Origin of the sequence: Bacteroides sp. ET225, from assembly GCF_024733745.1 — a bacterium.
Lineage (GTDB): Bacteria > Bacteroidota > Bacteroidia > Bacteroidales > Bacteroidaceae > Phocaeicola > Phocaeicola excrementipullorum.
Genome location: NZ_JANRHN010000020.1, coordinates 20328 through 32822 on the forward strand (window position 1 = coordinate 20328; position 12495 = coordinate 32822).

At 46.5% G+C, this 12495-nt stretch carries 9 protein-coding genes; 5 read left to right on the top strand and 4 right to left on the bottom strand.

From position 1 onward, the window contains the following. From NW212_RS09765 to NW212_RS09785, 5 genes are all read left to right on the top strand, one after another. On the top strand, window positions 1-2214 hold the full coding sequence (locus NW212_RS09765; RefSeq protein WP_258338460.1) for a DUF4493 domain-containing protein: 2214 nt from the start codon (window positions 1-3) through the stop codon (window positions 2212-2214). Between the two features lie 7 nt (window positions 2215-2221). Beyond that, the gene (locus tag NW212_RS09770) at window positions 2222-2947 is read left to right on the top strand and encodes a hypothetical protein (RefSeq protein WP_258338461.1); all 726 of its coding nucleotides are present in this window, start codon (window positions 2222-2224) and stop codon (window positions 2945-2947) included. 9 nt (window positions 2948-2956) lie between these two features. Next, the gene (locus NW212_RS09775) at window positions 2957-3814 is read left to right on the top strand and encodes a hypothetical protein (RefSeq protein ID WP_258338462.1); all 858 of its coding nucleotides are present in this window, start codon (window positions 2957-2959) and stop codon (window positions 3812-3814) included. 8 nt (window positions 3815-3822) lie between these two features. Beyond that, window positions 3823-5466 carry a PCMD domain-containing protein gene (locus NW212_RS09780; protein ID WP_258338463.1) on the top strand — a complete coding sequence of 548 codons (1644 nt, stop codon included), beginning with the start codon at window positions 3823-3825 and terminating at the stop codon, window positions 5464-5466. 231 nt (window positions 5467-5697) lie between these two features. Continuing rightward, on the top strand, window positions 5698-7296 hold the full coding sequence (locus tag NW212_RS09785; protein ID WP_258338464.1) for a PCMD domain-containing protein: 1599 nt from the start codon (window positions 5698-5700) through the stop codon (window positions 7294-7296). 531 nt (window positions 7297-7827) lie between these two features. Here the strand turns inward: NW212_RS09785 and NW212_RS09790 are convergent. The 4 genes from NW212_RS09790 to NW212_RS09805 form a co-directional block, all read right to left on the bottom strand. Next, a complete protein-coding gene (locus NW212_RS09790; RefSeq protein ID WP_258338465.1) occupies window positions 7828-8634 on the bottom strand; it encodes a porin family protein in 807 nt (268 codons plus the stop codon). Between the two features lie 15 nt (window positions 8635-8649). Then, a complete protein-coding gene (locus NW212_RS09795; protein WP_258338466.1) occupies window positions 8650-9804 on the bottom strand; it encodes a PCMD domain-containing protein in 1155 nt (384 codons plus the stop codon). Between the two features lie 249 nt (window positions 9805-10053). After that, entirely contained in the window at window positions 10054-10965 is a 912-nt protein-coding gene (locus tag NW212_RS09800; protein WP_258338467.1) for an Rpn family recombination-promoting nuclease/putative transposase, read from the bottom strand. Window positions 10966-11097: 132 nt separating this feature from the next. Continuing rightward, window positions 11098-12432, bottom strand: a complete 1335-nt coding sequence (locus NW212_RS09805; protein ID WP_258338468.1) for an NADP-specific glutamate dehydrogenase — start codon at window positions 12430-12432, stop codon at window positions 11098-11100. Between the last annotated feature and the right edge of the window lie 63 nt (window positions 12433-12495).

Sequence of the window (12495 nt, forward strand, 5' to 3'; positions counted from 1 at the left end):
ATGAAGAGGATTTTGTTTATACTTTGTTCGCTTGTCTTGTTGGGTGCGTGCCGCCAGGAAGACCGATGGTCGGACGCAGGTGAGGGCACGCTGCTGCTCGACATGAGGCAGGGTGAGGAAGTGAAGGTTGTGTCGCGCGCGGAAGGAGATGAAACGGAGGATGGTGTTTCTGATCCGGCTGAGGCATTGAAGGAAACGGCCCGCGTGCGTGTGTTTCAGGGAAACAAATTGGTGCGCAAATATAAAGGATGGGGCGGTGAAGTGGAGAGCGGAATCACGTTGGCTTCGGGTGATGATTACAAGGTGCGTGTTACTGCCGGAGATTCTGTAGCCGCCTCGTTTGATAGCAAGTTTTATGCGGGTGAGGAACCGTTTATAATTGCCAAAGGGCAACAGACCACGGTGAATGTCACATGCAATATTGCGAACGCCCTGGTGAAAGTGAACTTCGACAAGGAATTTGACACTTATCTGAAAAGTGCGGAAGTGAATGTCGCCGTAGATGCGGAAAATGGAGGCTTGAATTATCAATGGGCAAGCAGTGAGGAAGCGGCGGAATCTCCGGTCGGTTATTACACGTTCCCGCAGGGAAAGAAATACTTTATCTGTACACTGACCGGTGTAACCAAGTCGGGCGAGAAGTTTACGCAGACGGACCGTATAGAAAATGCGGAGGAAGCTACCTTATACACGCTTACTTATAATTATGGACAAGGAGGCGAAGAGCCGGAAATTCCGGAGCAGGGCGGAAGTTTCTTTGAACTGCAGGTGGATGAAACACCTTTGATTAAAAGGGAAGAGTCTGTCGGGATTTATCAGCGGCCTGTCATCCGGTGGACAAATGACAATGTGGTTCTTCCGGACGGTGAGGACTGGACGTTGGAGCCGGGGACGGAAGTAAGTCCGGTAACGGTGGTTTCTGCTTCTTCTGTTCTATCTCAGGTTACAGTGGAAGGTTCGCTGCTTGCTGCTTTGGATATTGCATCAGGTGATTTGCTGGATGAGGCTTTTCGCTTGGAATTGCAGAATAAGGGCATCGATGTGGCGCTTGATTCGGAATCACGTCTGACTGTTAACTGGAATGCTGCCTTGAATGCGCTTTTTGAGAATGAGGGCGTTTATGAACTGACGGTTGCTGCGGCAGACGCGAACAATAAATCCAGAACGGCGGCTTTAAGCATTGTGGTGTCTGATTCGAATGTCCGTGCCATAGCTATACCTTATATATATGAAATCTGGGCAGACAGAGCAACCTTGTATGCGGAAGTGATTGAAGGTAAGAACCCGACCGGCACGTTGACTTTCCGCTATCGTCAGAAAGGAACAGGTTCCTGGACAGAAGGCATTGCGGCCAGCCGTGAGGGAAATCAGATCAAGTCTGTGCTGTTGACCGGACTTGTTCCCGGGACAACTTATGAGTATCAGGTGCTGGAAGATACGAAAGTTTCAAATGTGATTCAGGAATTCACAACGGAAACAGCCGTTCAGTTGCCGAATGCCGGATTTGAAAAATGGTCGGGAAGCACGCCCATGCTGATTTATGGAAGCGGCGAAGAAATGTTCTGGGATTCCGGAAATCACGGATCAGCCACGTTGAATATAGATGTGACAACATCAGACTCTTCCATAAAGCATGGCGGTTCCTATTCTGCCAAACTGAAATCTGCTTATCCAAGTCTTTTGGGTATTGGAAAGTTTGCGGCAGGCAATCTTTTTATCGGCAAGTATCTTGCAACATCCGGGACGAACGGCGTGCTTGGCTGGGGTCGTCCGTTTACTACTCGTCCTTTGGCTTTGCGCGGACATATCCGTTACGTAAGCGGAACGGTGGATAGAGGTGGAAACCACATAGCCAATGACCAGCCTGACCAAGGCATCGTTTATATAGCCTTGACAGACGGAGAGCCGGAAACATACGACGACGGTTCCCAGTGGGCCTTTATCGTGAAGACGGCAGATCCGAAACTGTTTGATCCGAATGCGGAAAATGTGCTTGCTTACGGTGAGCAGGTCTGGACTTCAAGTACGGACGGCAGCGGTATGGTAGAATTTACCATTCCACTGGATTACCGTGCGACAGACCGTATTCCTGCCCGTATTATACTGGTTGCATCCGCAAGCCGGTACGGTGACTACTTTGAAGGTTCTACGGGCAGCACCATGTGGCTGGACGATCTGGAGTTAATTTATGAAGAGAGCGAACTCGAAAAATGAACGTTTTGTGAAGAAGATTTTATACCTTTTCGCTTTGCTGTGTCTGGCTGTGACTGGCCGGGCACAGGAAGGCAAGATCAAGATTCCTGACAATGTATTTGTTCCTAAGGGACAGTGGGTGGTTGGAAGTTCCGTTTCCTATTCGGAGCATACGGAAGAGAATTATCAGTTTCTGATTATAGACAAATTTAATTCCGACGGCTATACATTTAATGTCAGTCCGTTGGTTACCTACGCGGTGAAAGACAATCTGACAATGGGAGGACGCTTCTCTTACGGAAGAACGCTGACCAAATTCAACGGCCTGTCTGTTGATCTGGGAGAAGACCTGAACTTTGATTTGAACGACACGTACCAGTTGAAGCATTCGTACTCGGTGATGGCGGTGATGCGCAACTATATCAATCTGGGTACGAGCAAGCGGTTTGCCCTGTATGCCGAAACGCAGTTGCAGTTCGGCGGTTCGCAGGCGAAGCTTGTGACAAAAGAAGGCAATGAACTGACCGGAACCTATACGACATCAACGGATGTGGGTATTGGTGTGTGTCCCGGCATTGTGGCGTTTGTAAACAATTATACTGCTGTTGAGGTGAGTGTCGGAGTGCTTGGCGTCAATTTCAGCAAGGTGAAACAGAAGACAGACCAGATCTATACGGGCGACCAGTCGTCGAGTTCTGCCAATTTTAGAATCAATTTGTTTTCAATCGGCTTGGGTATAGCCTTTTATCTGTAGGAGAGTTGTATGAAATATATTATACTGTTTGTTGTGCTGTTTCTGGGCTTTGGCGCGTTTGATGTGTCGGCCCAGCATCGTGATACGATTGTAATTCATGATACGGTGTATGTGGAGCGGACTAAGGAACCGATGCAGCCGAAGAAGAATGTGATTGTCGAGTCAAACAGCCTGATACGCATCAAGCCTATCGGACGCTATGACCGTGGAATCCGTAACTACCGTTTTGTTGAAAAGGGAAAGTGGCTGGGAGGCCTGACTTTTTCGTTTGTAAACTATGACAGTGACGAAAGCACCATGCTTTATTCCATAGTCGGCGATTTGAACGCCAATTTCTCCGTAAAGTCTGTGAATCCGTTCGTGGGATATGCATTGAAAGACAACCTGGTGCTGGGGATGAAGCTGGGCTATCATCACCTTGACGCAGGGCTTGGCAACGTAGAACTGAATCTTGGTACGGACTACCACTTTTCGTTCGGAAACCTGAAATACAGTGAAGACTTGTATTCGGCAGGCGCATTCATGCGTTCTTATATAGGTCTTGACGAAAACGGAATATTCGGACTGTTTAACGAAACGGAACTTACTTACAGGCACGGGACATCTGTCTATTCGGATGGGGCTGATGCTGATATGAAACGCACCGAAACTACTATCAATGAAATCCGCCTGGGCATTAATCCGGGTGTGGCTGTGTTCATTACCAAGAACCTGTGCGCTGAGATGTCTTTCGGTGTGGCTGGATTGAAATTCCGTTCTGAAAAGCAGCGTGATCAGGCTGGAGTGGAAGGGAAGCGTCATGCCAGCGGCGCTGATTTTAAAATTAATATCCTTAATATCAATATTGGCTTGACTTTATGTTTGTAATCGGATATATGAAGAAACGGTCTTTAGTGAAATGTGTCTGCGGACTGGCGGCTGCCGTCTTGTTTTCCGGATGCATAAAGAATGATATACCCTATGCCAAAGTTCCGCTTTCAATCGTGTCTATGCAGGTTGAGGGACAGATCGGGAACGCTGTCATTTCGGAGGATGACAGGACGGTGACGATGACTTTGGGCGAAACGGTGAATCCTTCCAGTCTGAAGGTGACCGAATTCACCTGTACGGATAAAGCTTCTTCCACGTTGTCTGTGGGGCAGGAAATCAATCTGTCTTCTCCTTACAAAGTGACGTTGTCTTTGTATCAGGATTATGAGTGGACTGTTGTCCGCAGCCAGCCGGTTGAGCGGACTTTTCAGGTGGAGAATCAGGTCGGAAACGCTACTTTTGATGAAGTGAACCTGGTGGCAAGGGCATTGATAAGGAAAGACGCTGACCTTTCTGAATTCAGCTTGCTTGCGTTGAAGCTTGGGCCGGAAGGTTCGGCTATGAACGGTGAAGTGACTTCGGTCCCGACATTGAAGTGGACGCTGTATGCGAACTATGCGGAAGCGTCGGTCCGGGTGACTTACGGAGGGTTTGTGGACCAGATCTGGAGGGTCAGGGTGTATAACAGCCCTACAAACGTGATAACTGAATCGGCTGACGGATGGGTGAATGTGGGCTGGATGTACGGAACGGGAGTTGCCGGTGCCGACTGCGGTTTTGAATACCGGGAAGTGGGTGCGGCGGAATGGATCCGTGTGCCGCAGGAGTATCTGACAGTCGATGGCGGCGAGTTCCGTGCCCGTGTTCCTCATCTGGATGCGAATGCCACCTATGAGTGCAGAGCCTATTCCGGTGAAGAGTATGCCGATGCGGTTGAGTTCTCTACCGTTGACGTTGAAACAGTTCCTAACATGGACTTTGAGGATTGGGTCCATAATGCCGGACGTAACGGCAAGTCGATTTGTCCGTGGGCAGAGGGCGGATCTCCTTTCTGGGATACGGGCAACCATGGAAGCACTACGCTGAGCGACAAGGATAATGTAACCACTCCCGTAAGCGATCCGCGTCCGGGAAGCCGGGGGACGACTGCCGCCCAACTGAAGTCGGCAACTGTAGTCGGTGTGCTTGCTGCCGGAAACTTGTTTATCGGCGAGTATAAAGAAACGGTGGGCATGAACGGCCGTTTGGGATTCGGACGTGGCTTTACTTCCTATCCGACGCGGCTCAAAGGATATTTCAAGTATCAGACGGCACCGATTACCAAAGTCAATGCCGGATTTGAGTATCTTGAGTCAAGGCCCGACAGCTGTATCGTATGGGTGGCTTTAGGCGACTGGGAGCTTTCGTCAGCCAATTCAGAAACGGGACAGTTTACGGCAGTTGAGATTCTGACGGACAACGCTAACAATAACGGCACATATTTCGACAAGAATGATTCGCATATCATCGCTTACGGTGAGATGGTGTGCGGTGAGAATGTTTCGGATTACAGAGAATTCAGTGTGGAGCTTGACTACCGTGCTACCAACCGCCGTCCGACTGCTTTGCTTATTGTCTGCTCGGCAAGCAAGTATGGTGACTATTTCACCGGAGGTCCGGGAGCGACGTTGTGGCTGGATGATTTCAGTCTGGAGTATGATTATGATTAAATAAAGTATTCCCGCCATGGCCGAGCGGTTATGGCGGGGATATTTGTCGCTCATGGAATTGCATATGAAAAACAGAACGTATTTCTTAAAGATTGAACATCGTTTCATTTGATTACTAGCATGCTTTTTAGCAAAAAATGAAAAACAGACAAATAATAAAAGAAATAGACCTTGTGTTATTTGTTTCTTTGTCCTTATTTTGCAGCCGATTAATCAATTAATAAAGAACAGATGAAAAAGAATGTATTTTATTATTTTTTTGCGGCTCTGTTTGCCGTAACGATGTTTGCTTCTTGCAGCGACGATGATGGCTTGAATGAAGACCCAAATCCGGGGGGAGGTACAGGAACAGGGGAAGATTCTGTATCTGTAGCTGATAATTTTGTTGGGGAATATAAAGGAACTTTGGATGTAAGTGTTGGAGGGGCTTCTACTCCGCTTATGTATCAGAATATTACAATTTCGAAGGCCGGAAATGATTCTATAGATTTGGTTATAAGTAATTTTACTTTTGCTGGGGCTATTGAATTAGGTGACGTGACATTGGCTGATTGCCAGTTGTCGTCTGAAGATAATACGACCTATACTTTCCATCGTGAAGAGGAAATGACATTTTCTAATTCGTTGGTAGGAACTTGCCCTGTTACTTCTGATGTTACCCTTTTCGGAGACAGTGTGGTTGTAGAATTGGCTATTGTATGGAACGGTAGCATTGATGTAAATGTTGTTTATAAAGGTGTTAAACTGAAAGGAACTGAAAACACAGAGGCCAAGATAACTTCTTTTACATTTGACAGTTCTGTAGATGCTAATTCTGTCGTAATTTCTCAGCCTGTTATCAATGAGGATAATACTATTACTTTCGGGGTTTCTGAAGGTGCTGATGTGACTGCGCTTGTTCCGACTATAACAGTTTCAGACGGTGCTACTCTTTCTCCTGCAGGTGGTGTGGCTACTGACTTTTCTGATGACATAACTTACACCGTTGTTTCTGAGGATGGAAAAACAGTTGCTGAGTATACAGTAAATGTTCCTTCTAAACTTTCTTCTTGGAAATATTCGTTTGATGAATGGGGCACGAAGAACGGAACTTCTACGGGATTTGTTGATACCCAAAGTGCTTCTTGGGATTCTCCATTGCCTTTGGACGAACTGGCAAGTGCAAATGAAGGTGTTGCAGCTTTGAGGACTCCTTTGGGAGGAGGATATGAAGGCGATTATGCTATGACAAAGGAAGAAAACGGTTATAGTGGAAGTGCTGTAAAACTCCAGACGTTGTATACGAATGATCTGTCAGAGCTCATTCCCGGTAGTATTCCTGCTATAACTCCTGCTTCTTTATATACAGGTACTTTTGAGTTTTCTATGCAAACAGAAGCTGCTAAACAGTTGACGATGACAAAGTTTGGAATCTCTTATGATAAAAAACCTTTGACCTTTAAAGGTGTTTATAAGTATGCTAAGGGCGATAATTATATTGACGGATCTCAGGAGCCTGCGCTTGAAAACCAGGAAGGAGAAGATAGAGGTCTGATATTAGCTGTATTATACGAAGCTTCTGCTGATGAAACGCTTGATGGTACTAACTTGAAAACAGCTTCAAATCGTGTGTTGTTGGCTCAAGTTGGGGGTGACGCAGGTGTTGCTGATACCAATGGTGAGTGGGTTAATTTTGAAATTTCTTTTGAACCAGTAGGTGATGCTGAATATTCCTCAGATAAGCAATATAAGTTGGCAATTGTTTGTCAGTCAAGTGTAAATGGTAGTGAATTCAAGGGTGCAGCAAACAGTACTCTTTGGGTAGACGAACTCGAAGTAATTGGTGAATAATAATAAAACCAATCATTCTATATTATAATTGAAAAGCTGTTTCTGACATATAATCAGGAGCAGCTTTTTATTTTCCCAGTTCGAATTATCCGGCAAATCTATGCGAAAGAATAATGCCGGAGATTGCGTATAAAAGTTTGTCTTCAGTTTGGAGATACGTATCTTCAAGCTGGAGATATATGTCTTTAGGCTGGAGATGTGTATCTCTAGGCTAGAGATGTAGTTCTTTCTGCGAGTGGAAAGAAAAGGCTGAGTCCTTCTTTTGGGGCGAAAGAGTCCGCAAGGCAAGGCTGTTGCAGCATCTCACTCAGAAGCAGCCAGGGATTGGTGTGCAGCCCGCGCAGATTTCTCTTCTGGGAAACGAGAGGGCTTTAGCTATATCACGGCCTTGGGCATAACTTCCGCCACGCTTGACCGGAGCGAATTCGGGAAGATTGTGGCATGGTAACTGCGTATCAGATAAAAATGCGGAGCCGCAGAAAATTGATGTCATTCTGCGGCTCCGCACTTTTCTGTAGTCAGCTCTTGTATTTAAAATTCGTATCCGAAGCCGAAATTCAGATAAATGGGATACATGGCAAACGAGATGGTCTTGAAATCTTTTTGGAAGATGTCGTTCAGTCCCCATGTCAGGTCTGCATGGACATTCAGATGCTTGTAGGCCTTCCATGTTCCCCCCGCCTGAAGTCCCCATTGGAATCGGCGGAGCTCGTTTGAGAAGTCATAAGTTGCAATGTTCTCTCCGGAGAAGTTGACACGGCTTCCCGTTGCGTCCGGTGTGCGCAGATGTCCTTCGTATACGTTTCCTGAGAAATCCCCCTCCATCATGTAAGAGAGATAAGGTCCGGCAGAAACTTTCCATCTGTTTCCGATTTTGAGATTTGCCAGAATCGGAACCGTAAGATAGGAAGTTCTGACTTTGGTGCGTACCCCTCCGGTCCATATTCCCTGTATTTTTCCTCCCACTTCGTTAAAGATTTCCATTCCGTAGTTCTTCACGGTGGCTTCGGTTGTCATGGTCTTGCTTTCGAGTCTCAATCCTACGCTTACCCCCCATTTCTGCTCTTTTCCCAACCATTTGGTGGCATTTCCTTCGAGAGCGATGCCCAGTCCGGGCTTGTAGCTTTCGATGCTTCTGATTTCTTGGGGCAGAGGAAGCGGCGAAGTTCCTCCGATGTTGACCCCTGCCTTGAATTCGTAGTCCAATCCGTGGAGTGCAGACCAGATCAATCCTTTGTGTTCTCTGTTGGCTTTATAGTCTGATGATTGTGCGTACAGGCTTTCTGCATTCAGGACGAAAGCAGCTATAAGGGCAATCAGTATGTTTCTGCTATTCATGTTTTTCTGTTTTAATTATTCGCATACAATTTCTACTTCGTCAACGTACAGTTCGCTTCCTACGGCTCCGCGGAAATAAGCTCCTTCGATGCTTGAAGTGAATACGATGGCCAGCTTGTATTCCCCGTTTCTCAGTCTTTCCTCATCAATAGTCTTGCCATTCTGCGGCTCGAAACTGAGTTCGAAGCGTGTCCATTGGTCTGTTTCGGCCATCGTCGGGTTTCCGTCTTGTCCGATTCTGGCCAGTGATACGATGTGTTCGTCTATAGGTCCGTCCTGAGGGAACAGGTCGCCGTTCAAGGAGTAGTCGCCTGTAAAGGATTCATATAATGCTGCATAGATGTCGCCCATATCAGATTTCGACACTTCTTCTTTGTTTTCATCCGTGAATGTTTCTCCGGCTTTATACTTGTAGTATCCTGTCATCCGGACCGGTTTTTTTGTGAATGGGAAGCCGAAGAGAGTGGCTTGCAGCGGATGCTGTATAGCGTTTTGCACATCGAAAGATCCAATGAACAGATTTCCTGCCGCGATAGGCATTCCAATGGGTTTCCCGAAGTTTCCTGTATCTCTTGTGGTCAGTTTTACGCATTTGCCGCTATATCCGTCCGAACTCTGTGCCGTAGGATAATCTTCTGCATCTTGAGCCATTCCGCTTATTTCAAATCCGGGATTTCCGCTGGCCCATTGCATGATTCCCGATTCGGTAGTCAGGTACAGAACGTGGTAGGGTGTCGTTTCTTTCAGTTCCTCGAATGAGTATTTTGTATAGTCCGACAATTCGATTGTGTTGATGCTCAGCGTATAAGTTGCCTGGTTGCTTCCGCTTTCCGACTTTACCGTGAAGTGTCGCTGTTTATTTTGCGAGAAGTCACATTGGCAGGTCCATGTGGTGTCTTTCTGAAGCGCAGGCTGTGTGTCGTTCGTTTCCGGATCGTCCAACTGTATGGTAGCCTTGTCTGCCAGCGTAAAGACCAGCGTTTGCTTTGACATGTCCATATCTGCCATATAGACTTCGATTTCTTTTGTGTTGTGCGAAATGTTGGTCAGCAGGATGTTTTCACCTTCACATCCGTCGATGGCCGCTTCCACATTAGGTGCTTCGTCCTGTATGCAGGAAGTAATGGCACAGCTTGCAAACAGCCCTAATAATAGATTTTTTACTTTCATGTTTATTATCGCTTGGTAATTAATAAATTAGTAGGGCAAAATTACGGAAAATATTTGTAAATGGGAGCTTTTGGCCTGATATTTTTGTTTTTTGCTGTTGCTGAAATACGGTGCTGTTGCTGAAAGTTTTGTATGGAAGGCTGGCCGTGTGTTCACTGGAGATATCACGCTTGCCTGTAGAGGTGTCAGAGCTGATAATGGCCGGTGCCCTGCATCGGCTGTGTCAGCCAGATGTAGGGCATTTCTGTTTCATAGCGCAGCTATTTCATCGGCTGTAAGTCCTGTAGCCTGTATGATGAGTGTTGTTTCCATACCCATCGCCTTGAGCTTTTTCGCTATTTGTACTTCTTTATTTCGTTCTCCTTGTTTCATACCTTGTTTCATACCTTGTTTCATACCTTGTTTCATGCCTTGTTTCATACCTTCCTGTATGCCCTCTTGCTTTCCTTTTTGCAAGGCATCACTGACCAGCGTTTGTTCTACGCGTACCGCATCCCAAAAATCATCGTATCCGAGTAGTTGGGCATCGCTGAAGGCCGATTCTTCAAGGAGAGTCACAGCTTTCTTGATTTCCGGATTGTCCAGTAATTCTTGCGGTATTTCTCGTGTTTTTCCGTTGATCTCTGTTAGATAGCGCAGCCACAAGACATACATTTTCTTTTCACTGTATGTATGGGGAGTGAATTTGGGCAGTTCGACGAATATAAAGCGCAGGCCTTCGATGATTCTGTCCGTATGCTGTATTTGTACGATGCGATAATCGTGGTAGAAATCTTCTATGTCGGGAGCAAATACCTCGTTTACCAGGCTGAGCGAATATACCGGTTGGAGGAGTTCGTATTTTTCTTTGCCGTCAAGCTGCCGTACATAAGCCTTGGATGCGTTGAACAGTACCCTTTGCATGAAAGCTGACGACCATAACATCTGCATTTCAACGATAAACTGGCGTCCGCGTTTGTCCCGGCATCTCACATCGACAATGCTGTTTTTCTTTAAAGGCGTTTCTGGAGCCAGCTCTGGTGTAAGATATTCTATCTCGTTGATTTCTTCTTCAGGGGTTTCAAAGGGAAGAAGGGCATTCAACAAGCTTTTGATAAGGTCGGGGTGTTCGCCGAACACTTTTTTGAAGGTCAGGTCTGCTTTGGGGTCAAGGTATCTCATGATTATTTCATATTAAGGTTTGTGCAAAAATAGTGTAAATGGATGAGATATGGAAATGTATATACAAAAAATCCCGGTTCTGCCTGCAAACAGAACCGGGAGTGATTTAGATTACGGAACAATAATCTGGGCTTATACGATACCTTGAGCCATCATTGCGTTGGCAACTTTCATAAAGCCGGCAACGTTGGCGCCCTTCACGTAGTTGATGTATCCGTCGGGTTCGGTTCCGTACTTCACGCAGGCTTCGTGGATATTCTTCATGATGCTTTTCAGTTTTTCATCCACTTCTTCCTGGCTCCAACTCAGTTTGATTGAGTTCTGGGTCATTTCCAGACCTGATACTGACACGCCGCCGGCGTTTGCTGCTTTTCCCGGAGCATAAAGAATCTTTGCATCCTGGAATACACGGATGGCTTCCGGAGTAGAAGGCATGTTGGCTCCTTCTGAAACGGCGAAGACACCGTTGGCTACCAGTGCTTTTGCATCATCTCCGTTTATTTCGTTCTGAGTTGCAGACGGAAGCGCGATGTCAGCCTTTTCATTCCAGGGACGTGCGCCCGGTACATACTTGCAGCCGTATTTTTCTGCATATTCACGGATGCGTCCGCGGTACAGGTTCTTCAGTTCCATGATGTAGTCCAGCTTTTCGCGGTCGATGCCGTCCGGATCATAGATATAACCGTCGGAATCAGACATGGTAACAACTTTTGCTCCCAGTTCGATCAGCTTTTCAGCAGTGTACTGAGCCACATTGCCCGAGCCGGATACCAGGCAGGTTTTGCCTTTGATGTCTATATTGCGCGTTTTCAGCATTTCAAGCAGGAAGTAGATGTTTCCGTATCCGGTTGCTTCCGGGCGTATCAGAGAGCCTCCGAATTCGCGTCCTTTTCCGGTCAGTACACCGCTGAATTCGCGGGTCAGCTTTTTGTACATGCCAAACATATAGCCGACTTCACGTCCGCCTACACCTATATCACCGGCAGGTACATCAGTTTCGGGACCGATATGACGCCACAATTCCAGCATGAAAGCCTGGCAGAAACGCATTACTTCTGCATTTGATTTGCCTCTCGGAGAGAAGTCGGAACCGCCTTTTCCTCCTCCCATCGGAAGGGTGGTCAGCGAGTTCTTGAAAGTCTGTTCGAAAGCAAGGAATTTCAGAATACCCAGATTTACAGAGCTGTGGAAACGGATACCGCCTTTGTACGGGCCGATTGCGTTGTTATGCTGTACACGGTAACCCATGTTGGTCTGAATATTGCCTTTGTCATCCATCCATGTTACACGGAACTGGTATACACGGTCGGGAATGCACAGACGCTCGATAAGGTTTACTTTGTCGAATTCAGGGTGCTTGTTGTATTCTTCTTCTATTGTTCCCAACACTTCTTCTACCGCCTGATGGTATTCAGGTTCGTTCGGAAATCTTCTTTTCAGATCTTCCAATACTTTAGCTGCATTCATAAGTCAAAAAGATTATCGTTATTTATTATTGGTTAGTTTTCTTTTCTAATCAGTCGCTGTTTG

What these genes read in the sequence shown, in the direction of transcription:
- NW212_RS09785 (WP_258338464.1), top strand. Translation starts at nt 5,698, where the DNA reads ATGAAAAAGAATGTATTTTATTATTTTTTTGCGGCTCTGTTTGCCGTA.
- NW212_RS09800 (WP_258338467.1), bottom strand. Translation starts at nt 10,965, where the DNA reads ATGAGATACCTTGACCCCAAAGCAGACCTGACCTTCAAAAAAGTGTTC.
- NW212_RS09775 (WP_258338462.1), top strand. Translation starts at nt 2,957, where the DNA reads ATGAAATATATTATACTGTTTGTTGTGCTGTTTCTGGGCTTTGGCGCG.
- NW212_RS09765 (WP_258338460.1), top strand. Translation starts at nt 1, where the DNA reads ATGAAGAGGATTTTGTTTATACTTTGTTCGCTTGTCTTGTTGGGTGCG.
- NW212_RS09780 (WP_258338463.1), top strand. Translation starts at nt 3,823, where the DNA reads ATGAAGAAACGGTCTTTAGTGAAATGTGTCTGCGGACTGGCGGCTGCC.
- NW212_RS09790 (WP_258338465.1), bottom strand. Translation starts at nt 8,634, where the DNA reads ATGAATAGCAGAAACATACTGATTGCCCTTATAGCTGCTTTCGTCCTG.
- NW212_RS09805 (WP_258338468.1), bottom strand. Translation starts at nt 12,432, where the DNA reads ATGAATGCAGCTAAAGTATTGGAAGATCTGAAAAGAAGATTTCCGAAC.
- NW212_RS09795 (WP_258338466.1), bottom strand. Translation starts at nt 9,804, where the DNA reads ATGAAAGTAAAAAATCTATTATTAGGGCTGTTTGCAAGCTGTGCCATT.